This is a genomic window from Ammonifex thiophilus, assembly GCF_003368535.1.
GTDB classification, from domain to species: Bacteria; Bacillota; Desulfotomaculia; order Desulfotomaculales; family Ammonificaceae; genus Ammonifex; species Ammonifex thiophilus.
Window position 1 is genome coordinate 1 of record NZ_QSLN01000018.1, and the last position, 21,467, is coordinate 21,467.

The following is a 21,467-nucleotide window of genomic DNA, read 5'->3' on the forward strand; positions in this document are numbered from 1 at the left end:
GACCTCACCCTCCTGAGTGGTTGGATTGTCAACTACTCGTCCCTGGCAAAAGGACGGTGAGGTCTCTTCTTCTTTTTCTCCTCCCTCGGCTCCTGCAAGAACTCCTACGGTAACTTTACACTAACAGGGCTTTGCCGGTATGGGGCGGGCTCGTAATTTGGTACTTGACGTTTAAACCGGGGTCTTGTAGGATTTAATAGGCGAAAAAACGGCGGCCACCTTTAAGCCGGTCCGGCGAGGCCGGCAAGGGGCAAAAGTAAGCTTCGGCGGGTTAAGAGACGATGCCTGCTTGCCCGGGGTGGCGAGGAGGCATTTTTTATGCCGGGCAGAGGTGGGTGGCAGTTGGTGATCTTGCGCGATAAGGCCCAGATTCTGGACGCTGAGGGTATGCGCCGCACTCTTACCCGCATGGCTCACGAAATCCTGGAGCGCAACAAAGGGGTGGAGAATCTAGCTCTGGTCGGGATTCGTCGGCGGGGTGTCCCGCTGGCTAAGAGGCTTGCGGCTTTGATCCGGGAAATAGAAGGGCAGGCCGTGCCGGTGGGAGCTCTGGACATAACTCTCTACCGCGACGATTTGACCCAGCTCAGCTATCAGCCCATCGTCTACCGCACTGAGATTGACTTCCCCGTGACCGGTAAGCGGATCATCCTAGTGGACGATGTTCTCTACACGGGGAGAACGGTGCGGGCGGCGCTCGATGCCCTTATGGATTTAGGAAGACCGGATGTCATTCAGCTGGCGGTGCTGATCGATCGAGGACACCGGGAGCTCCCCATACGGGCAGACTACGTGGGTAAGAATGTACCCACATCCCGCAAAGAAGTGGTGGCGGTGATGGTGAAGGAGATCGACGGGGAAGACAAAGTGGTGATCCGCGAGAGAGAAGACTGAAAGGCCCTTTTAAAGGCGGTCCGGCGAGGCCGACAAGGGGCTCCAAAAGGAGGCTCTTGTAAGTTTCTCAGGCCTCGGCCGGAAACGCCGAGGTTTTTAATTCGGGGAAGGGTGAGGGGCGAAGTGGCTCTTAGACGCAAGGATCTTCTGGGATTGGCGGATCTAAGCCCGGAAGAAATCGAGCATCTCCTGGAACAGGCCGAGGCCATGCGCGAGGTGCTCGAGCGGGAGATAAAAAAGGTTCCTGCTCTGCGCGGGCGGGTGGTGGTCAACCTCTTTTACGAGCCCAGCACCCGCACCCGCTTCTCCTTCGAGTTGGCGGCCAAGTACTTGAGTGCGGAGACGGTGTCGGTGGCAGCGGCCACTGCCAGCGTGGTGAAAGGAGAAGGGTTACTCGATACGGCTCGCACGGTGGAGGCTCTGGGGGCGGATGTGGTGGTACTGCGCCACCCTTCCGCCGGGGCGGCAGCCTTCCTGGCACGCCACGTCAAGGCGGCGGTGATCAACGCCGGTGACGGGATGCACGAGCACCCCACCCAGGCCCTGCTCGACCTCTTCACGGTTAAGCGGCACAAGGGGCGCATCGAAGGCCTCACCGTGACCATCGTAGGGGATATCTTGCACAGCCGGGTGGCCCGCTCCAACATCTGGGGATTTAGCAAGCTGGGGGCGCGCGTGCGGGTCTGTGGCCCGGCCACCCTCATACCTCCGGGCCTGGAGGAGCTGGGGGTGGGGGTTTATTACCGGCTCGAGGAGGCGCTTGAGGGGGCGGATGTGGTCTATATTCTCCGACTGCAGCGGGAACGCTTCTCCGAGCAGACTTTCTTGCCGGGCCCGGAGGAGTACGCCCGCCTTTACGGCCTTAATCGCGAGCGGTTGCAACTGGCCCAGCCCGACGCCCTGGTTATGCACCCGGGACCCATGAACCGGGGGCTGGAGATCGCCGCCGAAGTGGCGGAACTCGACCGCGCGGTGATCGAGGAGCAGGTGACCAATGGGGTGGCGGTGCGCATGGCCTGCCTTTACCTCCTCATGCGGAGGGGAGAAGTATGAAACGGATTCTCTTTAAGTCCGGAACGCTGGTGGACCCGAGCTCCGGCCGGGTCTGGCAGGCGGATCTGCTGGTGGAAGAGGGACGCATTAAAGCCATAGATTCTGGGCTAGTGCCCCCTCGCGGGACCGAGGTAGTAAACGCCGGCGGCTGTCTAATTTTTCCCGGCTGCGTGGACGTACACGTGCACCTGCGGGAGCCGGGCTTTGAACACAAGGAGACCATCGCCACCGGCGTGCGGGCGGCCGTGCGCGGGGGCTTTGTGGCGGTGGCGGCTATGCCCAACACGCGCCCGGTGGCGGACAGTGCCGCCGTGGTGGGCTACGTGCGGGCCCGGGGGGAAGAGGAGGGGTTGGCGCAGGTCTTCCCCGTGGGGGCGCTTTCTCGGGGAAGTGAAGGGAAAGAGATGGCCCCGCTGGGGGAGATGCGGCAGGCAGGGGCGGTGGCCTTCTCCGACGACGGCAGGTGGCTGGCCGATGCCCAGCTCATGCGCCGGGTTATGGAGTACGCCCGCATGTTAAAAGCTCCGGTGATTTCTCACTGCGAGGAGCCGGCGCTTACCAAGGGTGGGGTAATGAACGAAGGAATAACAGCCACCGTTCTGGGGCTGAGGGGGATGCCGGCGGCGGCAGAAGAGATAGCGGTAGCGCGCGACATCATCCTGGCGGAGTTCACCGGCTGTCATCTCCACGTGGCTCACATAAGCACCGCGGGTGCCGTGCGGCTGGTGCGCGAGGCCAGATCCCGGGGGTTGAAGGTGACGGCGGAGGTCACCCCCCACCACTTCACCCTGACGGAGGAAGCGGTGCAGGGCTATAACACCAACGCCAAGGTCAACCCCCCGCTGCGCACCCGCGCCGATGTGGAGGCGCTGCGGGAGGCGCTGGCAGACGGAACCATCGATATCATCGCCACCGATCACGCTCCGCACGCCAGAGAGGAAAAGGAAGTGGAGTTCGACCAGGCTCCTTTCGGCATCTCCGGCCTGGAAACGGCCATAGCCCTGGTATTCACCGAGCTGGTGCATAAAGGGGTCCTAGACTTGCCCCAAGCGGCGGCCAAGTTAAGCCTCAACCCCCGCCGGCTCCTGGGTCTTCCCGGCGGAGTTCTGGCGGAAGGGGAGCCGGCAGAACTCACTCTGATAGACCCCGAGCGGGAAGAGGAGGTGGATCCAGCTACCTTTGCTTCCAAGGGGCGCAACACCCCTTTTGCTGGCTGGCGTCTCAAGGGCTGGCCGGTAGGGGTGGTGGTGCGGGGGAAGTGGATACCGGTGCGACCGTTGCCCGGCGAGGGGCTGCGGGAAATCTAGTCTTGAGAAGGATGAGGGTGGTAAAGTGCGAGCTTTACTGGCTTTAGAGGACGGGACGGTCTTTTCCGGCCGCGCCTTTGGGGCCTGCGGGGAGGTGTGGGGAGAGGTGGTCTTCGCCACTGCCATGACGGGCTACCAGGAGGTCTTGACCGATCCCTCTTACTGCGGCCAGATCGTGGTGCTCACCTACCCGCTAGTGGGCAACTACGGCGTCAACCCCGAAGACAACGAAGCCAATCGCGTGTGGGTGCGGGGGTTGGTAGTGCGGGAGTATTGTCCCACCCCTTCTAACTGGCGCTCTACCTGTACCCTGGCCGAGTTCCTCCAGACGCACGGGGTGCCGGGTATGGAAGGGGTGGACACCCGGGCCCTTACCCGGCGCCTGCGGGAGCACGGCTCCATGCGGGGAGTGATCTCGACGGAGGATTTAAATCCCGAAAGCCTGGTGGCCAAGGCCCGGTCGGCTCCCAGCTTGAGCGAGGAGGACCTGGTGGGCGAGGTGGTGACTCGCTCGGCCTACACCATCCCCGGCGAGGGCCCGCGGGTGGTGGTGGTCGACTTCGGGGTAAAGCAGAGTATCCTGAGGCAGCTACGGGAAAGGGGCTGCGAGTTGGTGGTCGTCCCTCCCCACTCCTCTGCTCAGGAGATCCTGGCCTTGGCTCCGCAAGGGGTGCTTCTTTCCAACGGTCCCGGCGATCCGAGCAGGCTGACCTTTGCCTTAGACACGGTGAGGGCGCTTCTGGGAAGGGTTCCTCTCATGGGCATCTGTCTGGGGCACCAGGTGGCGGCCCTCTCTTTAGGGGCGCGCACTTTTAAGCTCAAGTTTGGGCACCACGGTATCAATCACCCGGTAAAGGACCTAGCTACCGGCAGGGTCTTCATCACCTCTCACAACCACGGTTTTGCGGTGGACCCGGCCTCCTTGCCGCCGGAACTGGAGGTTTCCTATATAAGTCTCAACGACGGTACGGTTGAGGGTTTGCGGCACAAGTCTTTGCCCTTTTTCTCGGTGCAGTTCCATCCCGAAGGAGGTCCCGGACCGCAGGACGCTGCCTTCATCTTCGAACGTTTCCTAGAACTCCTTCAGGAGAACGCGGGGCGATAGGGAGTATGCCACGGAGGAAAGATCTCAAGAAGGTTATGGTCATAGGGTCTGGCCCCATCATCATCGGCCAGGCGGCGGAATTTGACTACTCGGGTACCCAGGCCTGTCGTGCTTTACGCGAGGAAGGCCTGGAAGTGGTGTTGGTCAACTCCAATCCGGCCACCATCATGACCGACCCCAACATGGCCGACAGGGTTTACATCGAGCCTTTGACCCCGGAGTTCGTAGCCAAGGTGTTGAGAAAAGAGCGCCCTGACGGCCTGCTGCCCACTTTGGGAGGACAGGTGGGGCTCAACCTGGCGGTGGAGCTGAGCCGCATGGGGGTGCTGGATGAACTAGGGGTGGAGCTCCTGGGCACCCCGCTGGAGACGATAGAAAAAGCCGAAGACCGGGAGCTTTTTAAGGAAACCATGCGGGCCATCGGCGAGCCCATTCCGGAAAGCCGCATAGTGTCCCGACTGGAGGACGCGGTGAGCTTTGCTCGGGAAATAGGGTTTCCGGTGGTGGTGCGCCCGGCCTACACCCTGGGGGGGACGGGTGGCGGGATTGCCCGCAGCGAGGAAGAATTGGTGGAGATCGCGACGCGGGGGCTCAAGCATAGTCTTATAGGTCAGATCCTGGTGGAACAGTGCGTGTCAGGCTGGAAGGAAATAGAGTTCGAGGTGATGCGGGACGGGGCGGACAATTGCATCACCGTCTGCTGCATGGAGAACCTCGATCCCATGGGTATCCACACCGGGGACAGTATCGTGGTGGCCCCATCCCAGACTCTAACCGACAAGGAGTACCAGATGCTGCGCCGGGCGGCCATCAAGATCATACGCGCCTTAGGGATCAGGGGTGGCTGCAACATCCAGTTTGCGCTCGACCCCAGAAGCCTGCGCTACTATGTCATCGAAGTCAACCCTCGTGTATCCCGCTCTTCCGCCCTGGCCTCCAAGGCCACCGGTTACCCCATCGCCAAGGTGGCGGCCAAGATTGCCGTGGGCCTGCACCTGGACGAGATCCAGAACGCAGTGACCGGCAAGACCACAGCCTGTTTCGAGCCCTCCATCGACTACGTAGTGGTAAAGTTCCCTCGCTGGCCTTTCGACAAGTTCGCCTTGGCCAACCGCGTGCTGGGGACGCAGATGAAGTCCACCGGCGAGGTTATGGCCATCGGGCGCACCTTCGAGGAGGCCCTGCTCAAGGCGGTGCGCTCGCTGGAGATAGGGCTGCACGGGCTCGTGCTGCCGGAGGCCGAGCGCTTCTCGGACATGGAGATAGAGTCCAAGCTGGAAAGCCCCACCGACGAGCGGCTTTTTGTGGTGGCGGAAGCCCTGCGGCGCGGCTACCCGGTGTCCAAGGTGGCCAGCCTTTCCGCCATTGACCCTTGGTTCCTGGAAAGAATTAAGCGACTGGTGGAGTTTGAGGAGGCTTTGCGCCGAGCGGGCAAGGAGTTGAACTCTGAGATCCTGCGCCAGGCCAAGGCTTTGGGCTTTTCCGACCGCACCGTAGCGGAGTTTACCGGCTTGCCGGAAGACGTAGTACGGGAAAAGCGGAAGGCCTGGGGCATAAAACCGGTTTACAAAATGGTAGACACCTGCGCGGCCGAATTCGAAGCTGCCACCCCCTACTACTATTCCACCTACGAGCAGGAAGACGAAGCTCCTGCCCTTGAGGGGAGCAAAATTGTGGTTCTGGGCTCCGGTCCCATTCGCATAGGGCAGGGGATCGAGTTCGACTATTGCTCGGTGCACTGCGTTTGGGCCCTGCGGGAAGAGGGGATCAAGGCCATTATCATCAACAACAACCCGGAAACGGTCTCAACCGACTTCGACACCGCTGACCGCCTCTACTTCGAGCCTTTGGTAGCCGAAGATGTACTCAACGTGCTGGAGAAAGAAAAACCGGAGGGAGTGCTGGTGCAGTTCGGCGGCCAAACGGCCATAAACCTGGCCAAGCCCTTGGCGGCGGCCGGCTTCAAGATTCTGGGCACGGCAGTGGAGGACATCGACCGGGCGGAGGACCGGGAAAAGTTTGACCAGGTGCTGGAGGCGGAAAACATACCCCGCCCGCCGGGCGGAGCAGCCAAGTCGCTGGAGGAAGCCCTGGCGGTGGCCGAGAGGGTGGGCTTTCCCGTGCTGGTGCGCCCCTCCTACGTGCTGGGCGGAAGGGCTATGGAAATAGTCTACAACCGGGAGGAACTGGAGGAGTACATGCGCTTCGCCGCCCGGGTGAGCCCGGAGTACCCCGTCCTAGTGGATAAGTACGTGTTTGGCAAAGAGGTGGAAGTGGACGCCATAAGCGATGGGGAAGATGTGCTCATTCCCGGCATCATGGAGCACATCGAGCGGGCGGGTATCCATTCCGGGGACAGCATTGCCGTCTATCCTCCCCGCACCCTGAACGGGGAAGTGGTGGAACAGGTGGTCTCCTACACCACCGCGCTGGCGCGGGCCCTGCGGGTCAGGGGCCTCCTCAACATCCAGTACGTGGTGGACGCCGAGGGAAGGGTTTACGTGTTGGAGGTTAACCCCCGGGCCAGCCGCACCGTTCCCTACCTCAGCAAGATCACCGGCATCCCCATGATCCCGTTGGCGGTAAAGGTGATCCTGGGCAAGAAGCTAAAAGAGCTGGGCTACGGCACGGGCCTTTACCAGGGTGGAAGGTACTTCGGCATAAAGGTTCCTGTCTTCTCCTTTGCCAAGCTTTTGGACGTGGATGTGAGCCTGGGCCCGGAGATGAAATCCACCGGTGAGGTCATGGGGGTAGCGGAGGACTTTGCCGCCGCCCTCTATAAAGGGTGCGTGGCGGCGGGTTACGCCTTTCCGGAAAGGGGGGCGGTGCTCGTCACCGTTTCCGACCGCGACAAGGAAGAAGCGCTTCCCCTGGTGAAAGAGTTAGCCCAGTTGGGCTTTAAGATCTTGGCCACTTCCGGCACGGCCCGCATGCTCTCGGCGGCCGGCATACCGGTGGAGACGGTTAAAAAGCTTCACGAAGGCTCCCCCAACATCATCGACCTCTTGCGGGCGGGGAAGATCCAGATGGTGCTCAATACCCTCACCAAAGGGAGGCGGCCGGAAAGAGAAGGATTCCGCATAAGGCGCACCGCCGTGGAGCTGGGCATCCCCTGCATCACCTCTTTAGACACCATGCGGGCGGTGGTGGAGGTGATGCAAGCGCGGCGCCAGGGGATCCGCCTGCCGGTTGTCTCGCTTCAGGAGTACCAGGAGAGGGAGAAGGAAGCATGATCCACGAGGCCGAAATTTTAAGTCAGAGACGCCTGGCCCCCGACATCTACCGGCTGGAACTCTTTGCCCCCCGCGTGGCGGAGCAGGCCCAGCCAGGCCAGTTCCTGATGGTGCGCACGAGTATTTCTCTGGACCCCTTCCTGCGTCGACCCCTTAGCGTGAACGCGGTGGACCGAAGGAGAGGGGCGGTGGCGCTGCTTTACCGTGTGGTGGGGCGGGGAACCAGGCTTCTGGCGGAGCGCAAGCTGGGGAAGAGGCTTAACGTGGTGGGCCCCCTAGGCCGGGGCTTCACCGTACCCCTTTCCGGCCCGGTGGTGTTGGTAGCGGGCGGGCTGGGGATCGCTCCCCTTTTCTTCCTGGCCGAAGTGTGCCGCCAGCGCGGCAACGAGGTTATCCTCTTCTACGGTGCACGCTCTCAAGAGGAGCTGGTTTTGCGCCGGGAATTGGAGAGCTTGGGGATAAAGGTTTTTTGGGCCACGGACGACGGCTCTTTGGGAGAGCGGGGCACGGTGGTGGAATTGCTGAAAAAGAAGGGGCTTCCGCCCGCTGCTCCGGTCTACGCCGCCGGTCCTCCACCCATGCTCAAGGCTCTAGCCGCCGCTTTGAAAGACATGGGGCGGGAGGCGGAATTTTCTCTGGAGGAGCGCATGGGGTGTGGGGTGGGAGCCTGCCGGGGCTGTGCCGTGAAGGTGCGCGAAGGGAAGGATTTTGTTTACCGGCGGGTCTGTGCCGATGGGCCAGTTTTTAAGGCTGGCGAGGTGGTCTGGGAATGAAAAAGCCCCGCCTCGCCGTAGATTTGGGGCCGAATCTGGTTCTAAAGAACCCGGTGGTAACCGCCTCGGGCACCTTCGGTTTCGGCCTGGAGTACGCTCCTTTCGGCGATCTCGCCCTCCTGGGAGCGGTGGTAATAAAGAGCGTCACCCGGCATCCCCGCCGGGGCAATCCCCCTCCCCGGTTGGTTGAGACGCCGGCGGGGGTGCTCAACAGCATTGGGCTGGAGAACCCCGGCGTGGAAAAGGTGGTAAAAGAAATTTTGCCCGCCCTCCGGGCCACGGGGGAAGTTACCGTTATCGGCAGCGTGGCGGGAGAGACGGTGGAAGAGTACGTAGAGGTGTCCTGCCGCCTAGCCGAAGCGGGAGTGGCGGCGTTGGAGCTCAACCTCTCCTGCCCCAACGTGAAGGCCGGCACCCTTTTCGGCCACGATCCCCGGCTGGCAGCCCAGGTCACGCGGGCGGTGCGCGAGGCCTTAGGGGACGGCTTTCCTTTCCTGGTAAAACTGGGGGTAGTGGGCAACGACTTTCTGGCGGTAGCGCGAGCGGTAGTGGAGGCGGGAGCTACTGGCCTTTCCTTAATCAACACCCTGCCCGGTCTGGCGGTGGACGTCAAGCGGCGAAAGCTGCTTTTGGGGCAAGGTACTGGTGGACTTTCGGGGCCGGCCATAAGACCGGTGGCCCTGTGGGCCGTGTGGCGGGCCTACCGCGAGCTTCGGGTCCCCATCATCGGCATGGGCGGGGTGGCGGGCGTGGAGGACGTTTTGGCCTTTCTGCTCTGCGGCGCCCGCGCGGTGGCGGTGGGGAGTGGCACCTTAGCTTTCCCCCGCCTGGCTTGGGAGCTGGTGGAGGGGCTAGAACAGGCCCTGGCTAAGGAAGGAGTGGAGGATGTACGGGAGCTCATAGGTATGGTAGCCGGAAGCTAAAGCGCCCCCGTTTGCTGGTGGCGCTTGATTTGGACGATTGGCAAAAAGCCCGGGATATGGCCGAGCTCTTATCTCCGGTGGTGGACGGGTTCAAGGTGGGGATGCGGCTCTTCTACCGGGTGGGCCCCAAAGTCTGGGAGTTTCTCCAGGGGAAGTCCGAGATTCTCTTCGCTGACCTCAAGCTGCACGATATTCCCAGCACGGTGGCGGGGGGAGTGAGGGCTCTGGTGGCCCAGGGGGTTAACCTTTTAAATGTGCACGCTGCCGGCGGGAAGGCCATGATGCGGGCGGCGGTGGAAGCAGCGGCGGAGGAAGCGAGCCTTCAGGGGCTGCCCCGGCCCTGGCTGGTGGCGGTGACGGTGCTCACCAGCCTGGACGATGCCTCTCTGCGCGAGGAAGTGGGGATACCCGAGGCGGTTTCCCAGAGGGTGCTGGCCTGGGCGCGGCTGGCGCAGGAGTGCGGGCTGGACGGGGTGGTGGCTTCTCCGCTGGAGGCGGGTCTTCTGCGGCGGGAGCTGGGGGAGGACTTCCTCCTGGTCACCCCTGGCATCCGGCCGGCGGGTCATCCTGCCGGAGACCAGAAGCGCGCTGCGACGGTTGCTCAGGCCCTGCAGGCCGGGGCCGATCTTTTAGTGGTGGGAAGGCCCATCTTGGCTTCCCCCGATCCTTTGGCCGCCGCCCTGGCCATAAGGCGGGAAATGGAGGGATTTGGGTCTTGCGTGCCGAAGAAGTAAAGGAACTTCTGGAACGTACCGGGGCTTTGCGCAAGGGCCACTTTATCCTTTCTTCGGGGCTGCACAGCGATACCTACGTGCAGTGTGCTTTGGTGTTGCAGTACCCCGAATACGCTACCAGGCTGGGGGCAGCCCTGGCCGAACTTTTCGGCGATCTGGAAATAGAGACGGTGATAGCCCCGGCCTTGGGAGGTATCATAGTGGCACACGAGGTAGCTCGGCGGCTCGGAGTTCGCTCCCTCTTCACCGAGCGGGTGGCGGGGAAGATGGAGCTGCGCCGGGGTTTTGTGCTGCGGCCGGGGGAGAAGGTTCTGGTAGTGGAAGACGTGGTGACCACGGGCGGATCGATGAAGGAGGTGGCCGCCGTGGTAGAGGATTGGGGTGCCAGGGTGGTGGGCTTCGGAGCCCTGGTGGATCGCAGTCAGAAGCCCCTCGACCTGCAGCCCTTTCGCGCTCTCCTGCGCCTGGAAGCAGAGGCTTGGGAGCCCTCTTCCTGCTCCCTGTGCCGCGAGGGTATTCCGGCAACCAAACCTGGTAGCCGAGGGCTTTAGGGACTATGTCCTCCTGGATTCCCTTCCCCCAGCAGCCTCTGGCTTGCGCCCTGTGGGCGCGAGAGTTGGGCATCGACCCGGTGCTGGCTCAGATCCTCCTCAACCGGGGCGTGAAAACCCTGGAAGAGGCGGATTTTTTCCTCAACGGCGGGCTTGCGCAGCTCCCTTCTCCCGGCCGGATGAAAGACTTGGAGCGGGCGGTCGAGCGCATAAGGTCAGCGGTGGCCAACCGAGAAAAGATACTGGTCTGGGGGGACTACGATGCCGACGGCATAACCGCCGCTGTTCTCTTGACCTTGGCGCTGAAGCGTCTGGGGGCCGAGGAGGTCGCCTACCACCTCCCCACCCGGGCTGACGGCTACGGACTCAAGGGAGATTTCCTACGGGCAGCTAAGGAGCAGGGAGTAAGCCTGGTGCTCACCGTGGACTGCGGGGTGAAGGCAAAAGAGGAAGCGCGCCTCTGCAAGCTACTGGGGCTTGATCTCATCGTCACCGACCACCACGAACCGTCGGACGAGCTTCCGGAGGCCTGGGCCGTAATAAACCCCCGGCGGCCCGATTGCCCTTATCCTTTTAAGGAGCTGGCTGGGGTAGGGGTGGCTTTTAAGCTGGTCACTGCCCTTAGCGGAGAAGCGGCAGGGGAGTGGCTCGACCTGGTGGCGCTGGGGACGGTGGCTGACGTCATGCCGTTGGTGGGGGAGAACCGCGTGCTCGTCCGGGAAGGTTTGAAGCTTTTTAACTCCTCCCGCCTCCGCCCCGGCCTGGCCCGGCTCTTGGCCACTGCCGGCGTTTCTTCACCGGTCACCGTGCGCACTTTGAGTTTCGTCCTGGCGCCGCGCCTCAACGCGGCGGGAAGGCTAGGGGATCCTCTCATAGCTGCTCGCTGTCTTTTGGCCGCGGAGGATGAAGCGGAGCACTGGTCAATAAAGTTGGAAGAACTGAATCGGGAACGGCAGCGCTGGGAGAACGCCTGCCTTAAAGAGGCGGACCTACTGGCAAAAAAGGCGCGAGAAGCTTCGGACCGAGTCCTGGTGATCGAAGCCAGCGACTGGCCAGTAGGGCTTACTGGTCTCATCGCCCAGCGCCTCCACTCTCTTTACCGGCTCCCCACCTTCGTCGTCGTCTGGGAGGGGGAAGTGGGGCGGGGCTCGGGGAGAGCCGACGAAAGTTTCAACGTCTACCAGGCCCTAAGCCACGCTTCCCCTTACTTGCTGGACTACGGGGGGCACGCCGGAGCGGGGGGCTTCGTTTTAGCCCGCGAATCTTTCCCCCACTTCGTCGCTTCCCTGGAGGAATACGCCCGGAATCTCCCTCCGGGAGGAGAGCGTGCCTGCCAGTACTTCGATCTGGTTCTGGATTTGGAAAAGCTCACCCCCCGGCTCATGGAAGAGCTCGGCCGGCTTGAACCTTTCGGCCCCGGTAACCCTCCTCCCCGCCTGGTGGCCCAAGGGGTGGAGGTACTCGAAGCTCGCCGGGTGGGGAAGGAAGAAGAGCACTTGAGGCTTAAATTGCGGCAGGGCGGGGCTTACTTGGAGGGAATAGCCTTCGGGCAGGGAGGGGAAGAGCTCCCGCGCCTAGTCGATTTGGTCTTTGAACCGTCAGTCAACGAGTTAACGGGGCAGCCGGAGCTGAAAATACTGGACTGGTGGCCGGCAGGCCGGACGGCTTTTCTTGCCCGCTCTCTTCCGGCCGCGGTCTTGGCACGCGAGGCTGCCTCGCGCCTGGCCCTACCCTTCGATGTTCACCTCCCGGAGAAGACCACACCTTCTCTCCCCAGGGTTTGCCGGAGGGAGGCCCTGGTGGACCTTCGCGAGCACCCCGACCGGTGGCGGGTACTCCTGTCTTGGCTCGATGCGCCGGTGGCGGTGGTGGTGGCCACTCCAGCTCGGGCCTGTGAGGTGGCGGCTTACCTTTCTCTTCACCTGCCCGAGCGGGCCGATCAGATCCTGTTCTTCTACGGTGGCCTGGAAGATCACAAGGAGTGGCTTCGTCAGCTGGCGACCGCTGGCGAACTGCCCATCCTGGTGACCACGCCGGCCCTGGGCGGGAGGTTTTCCTCGGAGAGGGACGTAATCCTCTTCGATTTGCTCTTTTCCCGGGAGCAGTGGGAGTGGTTGCGGGGGGCAGGGGGAAGAAGACTTATCCTCCTCTTTAACCGGCAGGACAGGGAGGCGGCCAGGCAGCGCCTGCGCCTCCTGGCTCCGCCGCGCCGGGTGCTGCTCGATTTCTATCGCTTTTTGGGGAAGAAAGCCCGAGGATCGAACGAGGTGTGGCTCAAGCCGGAGGAGGCGCTGGCCCGGCTCAAGTGTGCCGGCCTCTTGAGCCCGGGGGAAGAAACTCTGCGCACGGTTCTGCAGATCTTGAGAGAACTGGACTTAGTGAAGGAGTTGGCCAACGGGGAGCAAAGACTACGTCTCCGTTTGACCCAACCCCGAAAGCGGCGCTTTCTCCCGGAAGCTCCCACCTTTGCGGCCCGTCACGCCTTTAAGCGCGAAGTCCTCTCCTTCCAGCGCTACTTCCTGGAAGCGCCGGCAGAGGAACTGAGAGAGTTCTTCAACTGTGATATAATTCAAAACCCCGACACCGGCGATTCGTAAGGCTTTCGGGGCCGCGCGGGGCTCAGACTGAAGCCATTCTCAGTACCGTGTAGTCCTCGTCAGTCCTGACTCTCCGATTTAGTCCGAAGAGTGCAGATTGACAAACAGATTGACACCTGAAATTTCCAGCTATGCTTGTTCTCTGGAAAAAGTAAGTTTCCCTTTTTAAAAAACGAGCGCAGGGACGCTTTCCGCGCCCTGCGCTTTGATTTGCAGGTCTCTTCAGATTTGCAGGCCTCTTCAGCGGGCAAGCACCTTCAGCGCCTCCGCCGCCGCCCGCCCCGGCAGGCCGTAGTGGCCGGCGAAGCGGAAAACGTCCCGCCCGAAGTCGAAAAAGAAAGAGTCCCTGTCCCACTCGAGCAGGTAGAAGAGCGCGAAGAGATCCGCTTCCAGCTCCTTGCGCCCGTGGGAGAGGAAGGTCCTGAACTCCAGGAAGAGCCTGTTTTCCCGGTCACCGTGGAGCACCCGGTGGCCACACTCGTGCAGGACTACCGCGTGCTGCCGGGGGTAGGAAAGGGCGGAGTTCACCACCAGCATCCTCCCCCCGACCAGGATCCCCTGTACCGTATCCCCTACGGGCAGGCGCTCGACGGCGATGCCGAGACAGGAAGCGAGGTCGCAGGGGTGCAGCAGCCCCCGCGTGGAGACGACTTCCCGCACGGAGTGCCAGACCCGCTCGGCGAGCAAGGAAGATCAGCCCCCTTCGCCATCTGGTGTTTTAGAATCCACACTTTCACCTCCTCCCCGCGGGCCGCCCATTTTCCCGCTTCCCCTGCTTCCTCGCTGGCTCCCCCCTCCAGCTCCAGGAGCCTCCGCTTGTCGCGTATGTGGGCCAGCACCACCCGGAGGGCGTTCTTTATGTCCTCAAGCACCTCGGGCGTGATCCTGTCCACCCCGCGGAGACAGAATTGGATCGGGATCTCACCGGAAAGAATCTTCTGAAGGTAGGTCTCGATATCGCCCACGTCTGTGCCCTTGGGCGAAGGATCGTCGGTCTTGCCCAGGAGGTAATCAATGGAAACTCCAAAGAAGTCTGCTAGCTTTACGAGGTGTTCAGTTTCGGGAAGGGATTTGTTTGCGGGAGATTCCCAGGAAGCGTAGGTACTCCTGGGTACTCCTATTGAAGCAGCTACTTCCTTTTGCAGCAAACCCTTTTGCTTCCTGAGATTCTTCAATCGCTCCTTCAGAATCAAAAAGTCCCTGTTGACCATTTCGTTTCCCCCTTCTCTTCGGATGTTAATTTCACCGACTTCTCAAAATGAGAATACCCCCAAATGTCGCTAGTTGCAACAAAAGACGATGAAACCGACCTTTTTCTTGACAAGTCGATGCTATCGGCGTTATTATGTCGGTAGGATCGACAAAAGGAGGTAAGCTCGGTGCGCAGGCCGAAGAGCCGACACCCCCTCCAGCGAATCCTCAGCGAGCGGGGACTCCGCCATCAGGACCTGGCGAGGTTGGTTCCTATCTCCCGCTCGTACCTCACTCAGATAATCAACGGGCAAAGGATTCCTTCCCTGCCCGTTGCACAGAGAATAGCTGCCGTCCTGGAAACGTCGGTAGACCAAATCTTCCCTTCCCAGAGAGGTGAACCCCCGTGTTGAACAGCACCGCCAGGGAAGAGCTTATCCTGAAGCGCCTGGAGAGCCTTGAGAGGAAGATCGAAGAGTTTCAGAGCGAGTTCCAGAGCCGGGTCCGCTGCTACACCCGCACACCCGCGTTCTGGACCGAGATCAGGAGTGAAGCGGCCCGGGCAGCGGGGAACGACCCGCTGTTGCTCCAGAAAGTCATCGCGGTGGTCTCCGCCATACTCCGCATCCGCTTCGGGGTGCGGCACATCCAAAACCTCAAGGAAGAGCAAGCTCCCGAAGCTATAGAGATTGCCCGCGAAGCTCTGAAGCTCATGGGCCTCGCCCCCGCCGGAGAAGGAGGGGAGCGGGCGTGAGAAAGACGGTGATCTTCTTCTACTCCGGCAAGGCACGTGGCCTCCTGGCCGCGCTGCGCGGGGCACTGAAGAGGTTGAACTGAAGGGGGCGAGAGCGTGAATGCAGACACGACCGTCGCCAAGACACGCCACCCCGCGCCCCTAACGGGCGTGTACGTGGAAACCGAGCAGGGCACGGTACGCGCCTGCAGCGTGTCGGTAGAGGTGGCGTATATCCTCCACGACGAGGAGCGGGGGAAAAAGTACTACGCCGTCCGGCTCGGCCCGCCGCTGGACACCGAAGTCCTCGTCCCCACGGGGAAGGGGGCTGCTGGCATCGCCCGCGCGGTGGCCGAGGCTGGGGCGTGGGTGAACGTCAAACTCCTCGCCCAGCACTTGGACAACTGGCTGGCGGAAAACTGGGCCGGGCTGCCTGTAAAAACCCGCGCTCCCGGGGAAAGCCAGGACGACGACCCGGAAGCACTGAGCATATATGAACAATTCTTGCTCTGGGTAGACGCGAACGTCTCCGCGTTCGATTCGGGGCAGTGGGGGTACGTAGAGGAGGGCAATCCGGAGCGGCGGATACTGGTCCTGCCGCCGGTGCTCGGGGCGTTTTTCCAGAAGGTGGGCGTACGCACGGAGTCCGAACGCCGGGCGGTGCTGCGGTGCTGGAAGGAGCGCGGATGGCTGAGGGTTCAAAACAACAACAAGTTCACGGTGGTACGGAGGGAACACGACGGACGGCTCAGGCGCTTCTACGAGGTGGTTGAAAAGGTGGTTGAAAAATTGGAGACGGGGTCGGTATAGCCTCGGCAGGAAAACCCGCATGGTTACACCACTTGCGGGGTGTTACACCGGCAGGCAAACCCGAAAGTCGCGTGGTTACACCGGTTACACCTGTTACACCTGAAAAATGGAGTGAGGGCCGTGGGGTGGCTCCCCAAAAAGCAGAGAACGAGAACTGAAAAGCAGAAGAGTAGTGACCGGTCCGCCCCCTCGGACGCGTTCGCAGCGAAGGTGGCGGGGCGGCTCGCCGCCCGGCTGGCCGCGGCAAGGGAGAGGGCTAGGCGGCGGTTGGGGCCGCAGCTGGAGGCCCTCGTCCGGGGCCTGGAAGGCGAGGACGCAGACCCGGTGACCCGGGAGCACAACCGGGCCCTAGCGGAACGGCTGCTGGAAAGGGCGGAGAGGGAAGCCGCCAGGGAAGTGTGCCGCAACTTCCCGCCGCTCCTCTCCCTGCCGGAAAGGCTCAGGAGGGACGTCCTGGCCCGGGTGGGGCTCGGCCCGGGGGTCCTGGAGAGCCCGGCGGGCCGCCGCGAGCCGGGAGTCCCACTCCGTGTGGTGCCACCGGGGCCAGGCCAGCCGATGCCGGAGTTTTATTTTTGGTTTTATTACCCAGAAGACGAAGAGGAAAGCGCAACGAGGAGGGAGGTAGTGGAAGTCCTGGAAGACGAGCAGGTGCAGTACTTAATGAACGGCGACGGCAGGAGGGGCGGGAGGGGGAGGGCGGAGAGGTTGTCCGCCGGGCTCCTCCGCCCGGGCGAGAGGTGTGTCAGAGTCTACGGGAGTCGCGGAGAGGAGGGGTAAAGGTAGGCAAAAGCTGGAACAGAAACCCCTGGTTTGGGGTGTGGGGCGAGGACACCGAGTACGGGTGGCCGCCGCCCCACGAGCCGCTGGCCACAGAGGGGCGTACCTACGTCATGCCGTACAAAGAGCGTCTAAAGTACATGCCCACTTACGCCAAAGTGGGGAAGTACGAGTTCTGGAACATAACCTACCCCACCAGAAGGAAGTACATCCCGCTCTTCCGCTACCTGATAGCCGTAGGCCTCAGGGACGACGGCGTCTGGAACAGGCCCCGCCCCGGGCACTGAAGGGAGGAAAAATATGGAAGCACTTACCCCTGTCTCACTCACCCACGTCTCCGTCTCCTTACTACCGCCCCCCAAGGTGGGGACGGGTATGGGGAAGGCCCCCGGCGGGGAGACCCCGGCGGAGGCCGCCCGCTTCTCCCGCGCCTTCACCCGGGAAGAGGCAGAGCGGCTGCTCGCCAGCGCGGGGATACCCTTTTTGAGGGTGGAACTCACTTACGTGGCGGGCTGGCGGGACGGGCTGCGGCGACATTCCTGGGCGCAGGCCGTGGCGGCCAGGGTGCCCGCGACCGTCATGAGCAGGCCCGACGCCGGGAGGGAGAAAAGGCTCCCCGGCGAGACGGTCGTGCACTTCTTCTTTAAGCCTACCCGGCGGGGGTGGGCGCTGGTGGCCTGGGCCGAAGAGGTATCGGCCCGCAAGGTTCTGCCCCGGGCGGGTAACCCGGACAGCACTAAACTCCAGAATTTCAAAACTTTTGGAGGGGAGTGGTAAAGATGGGTATCCGTGATGCGTTGAAGAAGATCAAGGAAGGGAGCGGCCTTGGCTTCATCGCCGGCCGCGAGAAAGGTGAAATCGACTCCCTGCTCAACCGCGACATCACCATCGAGGAGCTGGCCTTTGTCACCTCGAAGTTCGAAGGGAAGGAAAACGCCATCTTCATCGTGAAGGAGGAACCGAAGCTCTTCTTCCGCACCGGCTCGGACACGGCGGTAAAACAGCTCCGAATCCTCGCCGAAGGGCTGGAAGAGGACGACCTCGATTGGGAGGATCTGATCGTCAGGTTTGAGCGGGTGAAGAGCAAACAGGGCCGGAAGTACTACGTTATCCAAGCCGATCTGAAGCCTGAGGCGGAGGCGAAGTTGGTAGAGAGGGAGAAAAAGGGAAAGCAGAAAGAAGATGTGGTTGCAGGGGAGGATGATATACCGTTTTAAACAAAGCCCCGGTTCCCGCCGGGGCTTTTTCTTCTTGGGAAGGCCTTTTCCCCCGGGCTTTCCCTCTCAGCTCACCCGTGGCTTCTTTGCCACGGGTTTTTTGAGCTGAGAAAGCGGGAAAGGGGGACGAGTTGTGGAGTTGAGACCGACCGACTTCTTCGCCCTGCTCTACCCCACGACCACAACACCCGACAACGCGTGGCTCACGCTCTGGACCCGGCAGGACAAGCTCACGCGGTCCTTCCCGGCGACCCCTGAAGGGTTCCAGCAGGCAGAGGAGGAAGCCCTGCGCCTGGACGGCGAGGGGAAGGACGTGTACTTCGGCGTGGGGCTGCGGAAAGAGAAGCTGCCGCCGGAGAAGCGGGGAGCCGCCGGGGACGTAGTGGCCCTCCCCGGCCTCTGGGTGGACGCTGACTGCCAGGAGGGGATCCACAAGGCGGGGAACCTCCCCGCGAAGGGAGAAGCACTGCAAACCCTGCTCGATCTGCCAGTACCACCGACGGTGGTGGTTGACAGCGGCGGGGGCCTGCACGCGTACTGGCTCTTCCGCGAACCCTGGGCCTTCGGGGGCGAAGACGACAGGCGGGAGGCCGCGTCCCTGTCGGCCCGGTTCCAGCAGGCCCTCCAGGCCCTCTGGCGGGAACAGAACTGGGAGCTGGACAACACCTCCGACCTCGCCCGGATCCTCCGGGTGCCCGGGACCAGGAACTGGAAGGACCCGGGAAACCCGCGAGAAGTGAAGGTGGTCCACCTGGACCCCGGCCGCCGCTACGCCCTGGAGGAGCTGGCCCGGTGGGCCGGGGAAGTCCTCCGGCGGGAGGGCAAGGGCATCCGGGCAGCCCTGGAGAGGGCGAACGCCGCGGCCGCCGCGCCCGGCACGGACGCAGACGTGGAAGCCGTGGTGGGGGCGGTAAAGCCCTGGTGGTCCGAAGGTGACAGGCACAACCGGGCCCTGGCCCTGGCGGGCTTCCTGGCCAAGCGCGGCGTCCCGCAGGAGACGGTGGAAGCCATCATCGCCCGCCTGGTGGAAGAAACGGGGGACAGCGAGGTGAAGGACCGGCTCCGGGCAGTGGCCGACACCTACGCGAAGCTCGCCGCCGGGGAGCGGGTGACCGGCCTCTCGGCCCTGCCCCAGGAGCTGGCGGAGAAGCTGGATTCCCTGGTCCGGCGGCCCGACCCGGTGCAGGCCATCCTGGCCGACCTCGGCGACCCGCCGGAATGGCCGCGGCTGTTCGAGCAGTCCGTACTCCGCCGCTTGGCGGGGCTGCGGGAAGAGGACTTCCAGCGGTTCCTGGCAGAGGTGAAGGCCCGCGGCGGCGCTAAGGTGGTGAGCCCGGGCGACTTGAAGAAGGCGGTCAAACAGGCGCGGGCAAAAGTGAAGGCCGAAAGGCGCGGCCTGGAGGTCCTGGAGGGCGGCGGCGACCCCTTGGCGGGGCCCAGGACGATAGCGGAGGCCTTCCCGCCGGCAAAGGATGTTTTACCCGAGGGCTTCCCGTTCCCGGCGTTGGAAGACGGTTACTACGACATCCGCCGCGACCGGGTGGTCCGTGTGGAGCTGAAGCGGAAAGGCGAAGAGGAGGAAGAAGAGGAGGAAGCGATAACAGACACCGTCGTGCTGCTCACGCGGAGAATCACCCCCGTCGAGGCGGACTCGGGGATTGAGAAGTTCAGGGTGGCCTGGTGGGAGCGCGACCGGTGGCGCTTCGGCGACGTGCCCGCGAGGTACCTGTTCGACCGGAAGCGCGTGGCGGAGCTGGTCGACCTGGGGATCCCCGTGAGCTCCGGGAACGTCGACAAGCTCATCGACTGGCTCCACCGCCTGCGCTGCATGGCCGTCCTGGGCCACCAGGGCGCGCCCGAACTGCCCACCGTGCACGCGGTGAACCGCTGCGGGTGGCACGAGCTGAACGGGGAGAAGTTCTTCGTCCTGGGGAGGGAAATCCTCCGCCCGGGAGGGGCTTCCCTCCCGGCCGACGCCGGGGACAGGGAGGAGATCGAAGCCGACTCGCCCCGGACGGACACCGACGTCCGGTGGGCGGAAGACCTTTCCGCGCTGGAGAGACAAATCCTCTCCGGCTTCCGTTGCTCCGGCGACCCGGAAGAACAGAAGAAGTTCCTGCTAGACACGGCGATCCGGTATCCGCAGGTCGCCTTCGGGGTCGGCTGCGCGGCCGGGGCGCCGCTCCTGCGCTTCGCCCGGGAAGCGGGTCTCCTGGACGTGAACGGCTTCACGGTCCTCATGGTGCCCCGCGCCGGGGGGCGGTCGAGGCACCAGGGGAAGAGCACCTGGAACATGGTGGTGGCAAGCCTGTACGGGAGCCCCGCACGCTGCCGCAACTACGATGCCACGCAGGTGGCCCAGGAGATAGTCCTGGGCACCTGCTGCGACCTGACCGTCCACCGGGAGGACCTGCAGCTGGTCGGCACGCGGGGTAAGAAGGACCGCGAAGCCGAGCTCCTGCGCCTGGTCCACCAGGTCGCTAAGGGGGAGGGGAGGGACAGGGGTGCAAGGTCGGGCGGCGGCCGGAAGACCAGGGAGTTCTTCACAGTCCTCTTCGCCACCGCCGAACTGGACGTGACCACCTGGCTCCCCACCGAGAGCGGGGCGCACGACAGGATCCTGAAGCTCCCTCCCCTCCTGCCGGAAGAGTCGGACGAAAACCGGGCGGAGTCCGAACGGCTGCAGCAGGTGGCAGCGGAGCACCACGGGCACGCCGGGCGGGAGTACCTGGCCTGGCTGGTCGAAAAAGTCCGGCGGGAGGGCGATGGCTTTATCAGGGAAGGCATCAACGATGCGCTGGGCCTCTTGCGCCGCAACCTCCCCGGCGACGCGCGCCGCGCGTCCGCTGGCCGGCTGGCCTCCCGCGCGGCGGTCGGGCTGTGCGGCCTAACGCTGCTCCTGGAAGCCTGGCAGGTGGGGGACGAGACCGCCTTCGCCGCGATAAAGAGCTTCCTCCGCGGCTGGGAGATGGCCGTGGACGCGGTTCCTGCCGAGACCGTGGCCGACCGGGCGCTGGAAGCAGTGCAGGCGTTCGTGGCGGCGAACCGGGAGCTGATCCAGGGGCTCCGCGGCCCGGACGCCAAAAACCCGCCGCCAAAGTGGATCGGGACGCTGACCGAAGTGGTGGACGACAGCGGGCAGAAGGTACGGGTCGTGGCACTGACCGAGCCGGCGTTCGCCGAAGCCGTGAGCCGCGAACCGTTCGACCTCGACCCGCACCACGCGCTCCAGGCACTGGCGGCAAAGGGATACACGGTAACGAGGAAGGAGAAAATGACGGACGGCAAGGAGAAGGTTCGCACAAAACTGCCGGTCCGGATAGCAGGTACAGTAGCGCGTTGCATCTGCATACCATTTCACGTCTTCACCACAGGAGAAGCGGATGGCAGTGAGGGTGGCGCATCCCCCTCCAACCCTGATGTGGATGAAATACCATTCTGATCTCCTTGCGTTCGCCATCTAAAACCTTAACTTTCTTTCAGCGTAAATTTTCGCTCACGCTATGCTGACAGCGAACGATATGCCCCCTACCCTATGTGGGAGACGGAAAACCTTGTATCTCAAGGTT

At 63.1% G+C, this 21,467-nt stretch carries 20 protein-coding genes; 18 read left to right on the top strand and 2 right to left on the bottom strand.

The features are described from left to right. The first annotated feature begins 351 nt into the window (after window positions 1–351). The 10 genes from pyrR (at window position 352) to recJ (ending at window position 13,170) form a co-directional block, all read left to right on the top strand. Window positions 352–894: a bifunctional pyr operon transcriptional regulator/uracil phosphoribosyltransferase PyrR gene (gene pyrR / locus DXX99_RS09140; protein WP_165847803.1), complete on the top strand. Its 543-nt coding sequence runs from the start codon at window positions 352–354 to the stop codon at window positions 892–894. A gap of 123 nt (window positions 895–1,017) precedes the next feature. Next, the gene (locus tag DXX99_RS09145) at window positions 1,018–1,947 is read left to right on the top strand and encodes an aspartate carbamoyltransferase catalytic subunit (RefSeq protein WP_115793203.1); all 930 of its coding nucleotides are present in this window, start codon (window positions 1,018–1,020) and stop codon (window positions 1,945–1,947) included. Then, a complete protein-coding gene (locus DXX99_RS09150; RefSeq protein ID WP_115793185.1) occupies window positions 1,944–3,254 on the top strand; it encodes a dihydroorotase in 1,311 nt (436 codons plus the stop codon). Before DXX99_RS09145 ends, DXX99_RS09150 begins: the two co-directional genes overlap by 4 nt. Window positions 3,255–3,279: 25 nt before the next feature. Next, the gene (gene carA / locus DXX99_RS09155) at window positions 3,280–4,359 is read left to right on the top strand and encodes a glutamine-hydrolyzing carbamoyl-phosphate synthase small subunit (RefSeq protein ID WP_115793186.1); all 1,080 of its coding nucleotides are present in this window, start codon (window positions 3,280–3,282) and stop codon (window positions 4,357–4,359) included. Between the two features lie 5 nt (window positions 4,360–4,364). Beyond that, window positions 4,365–7,592: a carbamoyl-phosphate synthase large subunit gene (gene carB, locus DXX99_RS09160; protein WP_115793187.1), complete on the top strand. Its 3,228-nt coding sequence runs from the start codon at window positions 4,365–4,367 to the stop codon at window positions 7,590–7,592. Then, the gene (locus DXX99_RS09165; RefSeq protein WP_115793188.1) at window positions 7,589–8,365 is read left to right on the top strand and encodes a dihydroorotate dehydrogenase electron transfer subunit; all 777 of its coding nucleotides are present in this window, start codon (window positions 7,589–7,591) and stop codon (window positions 8,363–8,365) included. The genes carB and DXX99_RS09165 overlap by 4 nt, the downstream gene beginning before the upstream one ends. Further along, a complete protein-coding gene (locus DXX99_RS09170) occupies window positions 8,362–9,288 on the top strand; it encodes a dihydroorotate dehydrogenase (RefSeq protein WP_115793189.1) in 927 nt (308 codons plus the stop codon). The genes DXX99_RS09165 and DXX99_RS09170 overlap by 4 nt, the downstream gene beginning before the upstream one ends. Before the next feature lie 11 nt (window positions 9,289–9,299). After that, entirely contained in the window at window positions 9,300–10,022 is a 723-nt protein-coding gene (gene pyrF, locus DXX99_RS09175; protein WP_276308341.1) for an orotidine-5'-phosphate decarboxylase, read from the top strand. Next, on the top strand, window positions 10,004–10,573 hold the full coding sequence (pyrE, locus tag DXX99_RS09180; RefSeq protein ID WP_115793190.1) for an orotate phosphoribosyltransferase: 570 nt from the start codon (window positions 10,004–10,006) through the stop codon (window positions 10,571–10,573). Before pyrF ends, pyrE begins: the two co-directional genes overlap by 19 nt. 5 nt (window positions 10,574–10,578) lie before the next feature. Then, window positions 10,579–13,170 carry a single-stranded-DNA-specific exonuclease RecJ gene (gene recJ / locus DXX99_RS09185; RefSeq protein WP_115793191.1) on the top strand — a complete coding sequence of 864 codons (2,592 nt, stop codon included), beginning with the start codon at window positions 10,579–10,581 and terminating at the stop codon, window positions 13,168–13,170. 240 nt (window positions 13,171–13,410) lie between these two features. On the opposite strand, the gene DXX99_RS09190 is transcribed toward recJ, so the two are convergent. Together DXX99_RS09190 and DXX99_RS09195 are read right to left on the bottom strand one after the other, a co-directional pair. Continuing rightward, window positions 13,411–13,830, bottom strand: coding sequence for an ImmA/IrrE family metallo-endopeptidase (locus DXX99_RS09190; protein WP_165847801.1), 420 nt, complete (start codon window positions 13,828–13,830; stop codon window positions 13,411–13,413). Continuing rightward, window positions 13,743–14,363 carry a helix-turn-helix domain-containing protein gene (locus DXX99_RS09195; RefSeq protein WP_205664687.1) on the bottom strand — a complete coding sequence of 207 codons (621 nt, stop codon included), beginning with the start codon at window positions 14,361–14,363 and terminating at the stop codon, window positions 13,743–13,745. Before DXX99_RS09195 ends, DXX99_RS09190 begins: the two co-directional genes overlap by 88 nt. A gap of 186 nt (window positions 14,364–14,549) precedes the next feature. Between DXX99_RS09195 and DXX99_RS12165 the strand changes: the two genes are divergently transcribed. From DXX99_RS12165 to DXX99_RS09235, 8 genes are all read left to right on the top strand, one after another. Further along, complete coding sequence (locus DXX99_RS12165) at window positions 14,550–14,774, top strand: helix-turn-helix transcriptional regulator (RefSeq protein WP_115793193.1); 225 nt, start codon at window positions 14,550–14,552, stop codon at window positions 14,772–14,774. After that, the gene (locus DXX99_RS09205; RefSeq protein WP_115793194.1) at window positions 14,768–15,115 is read left to right on the top strand and encodes a hypothetical protein; all 348 of its coding nucleotides are present in this window, start codon (window positions 14,768–14,770) and stop codon (window positions 15,113–15,115) included. The genes DXX99_RS12165 and DXX99_RS09205 overlap by 7 nt, the downstream gene beginning before the upstream one ends. Before the next feature lie 96 nt (window positions 15,116–15,211). Beyond that, window positions 15,212–15,904: a hypothetical protein gene (locus DXX99_RS09210; RefSeq protein ID WP_115793195.1), complete on the top strand. Its 693-nt coding sequence runs from the start codon at window positions 15,212–15,214 to the stop codon at window positions 15,902–15,904. Window positions 15,905–16,114: 210 nt separating this feature from the next. After that, the gene (locus DXX99_RS09215) at window positions 16,115–16,681 is read left to right on the top strand and encodes a hypothetical protein (protein WP_134642988.1); all 567 of its coding nucleotides are present in this window, start codon (window positions 16,115–16,117) and stop codon (window positions 16,679–16,681) included. A 113-nt stretch (window positions 16,682–16,794) separates the two neighbouring features. Continuing rightward, complete coding sequence (locus tag DXX99_RS11565; RefSeq protein ID WP_165847802.1) at window positions 16,795–16,968, top strand: hypothetical protein; 174 nt, start codon at window positions 16,795–16,797, stop codon at window positions 16,966–16,968. A 13-nt stretch (window positions 16,969–16,981) separates the two neighbouring features. Continuing rightward, on the top strand, window positions 16,982–17,458 hold the full coding sequence (locus DXX99_RS09225) for a hypothetical protein (RefSeq protein WP_134642989.1): 477 nt from the start codon (window positions 16,982–16,984) through the stop codon (window positions 17,456–17,458). After that, a complete protein-coding gene (locus DXX99_RS09230; protein ID WP_134642990.1) occupies window positions 17,452–17,898 on the top strand; it encodes a hypothetical protein in 447 nt (148 codons plus the stop codon). The genes DXX99_RS09225 and DXX99_RS09230 overlap by 7 nt, the downstream gene beginning before the upstream one ends. Before the next feature lie 133 nt (window positions 17,899–18,031). Next, on the top strand, window positions 18,032–21,340 hold the full coding sequence (locus DXX99_RS09235; RefSeq protein WP_115793200.1) for a DUF927 domain-containing protein: 3,309 nt from the start codon (window positions 18,032–18,034) through the stop codon (window positions 21,338–21,340). The last annotated feature ends 127 nt before the right edge of the window (window positions 21,341–21,467 follow it).

Excerpts from the sequence above, each read along its gene's own strand:
- DXX99_RS09150 (WP_115793185.1), top strand. The coding sequence starts at position 1,944 with ATGAAACGGATTCTCTTTAAGTCCGGAACGCTGGTGGACCCGAGCTCC.
- carB (WP_115793187.1), top strand. The coding sequence starts at position 4,365 with ATGCCACGGAGGAAAGATCTCAAGAAGGTTATGGTCATAGGGTCTGGC.
- DXX99_RS09165 (WP_115793188.1), top strand. The coding sequence starts at position 7,589 with ATGATCCACGAGGCCGAAATTTTAAGTCAGAGACGCCTGGCCCCCGAC.
- DXX99_RS09170 (WP_115793189.1), top strand. The coding sequence starts at position 8,362 with ATGAAAAAGCCCCGCCTCGCCGTAGATTTGGGGCCGAATCTGGTTCTA.
- recJ (WP_115793191.1), top strand. The coding sequence starts at position 10,579 with ATGTCCTCCTGGATTCCCTTCCCCCAGCAGCCTCTGGCTTGCGCCCTG.
- DXX99_RS11565 (WP_165847802.1), top strand. The coding sequence starts at position 16,795 with ATGCCGTACAAAGAGCGTCTAAAGTACATGCCCACTTACGCCAAAGTG.
- DXX99_RS09225 (WP_134642989.1), top strand. The coding sequence starts at position 16,982 with ATGGAAGCACTTACCCCTGTCTCACTCACCCACGTCTCCGTCTCCTTA.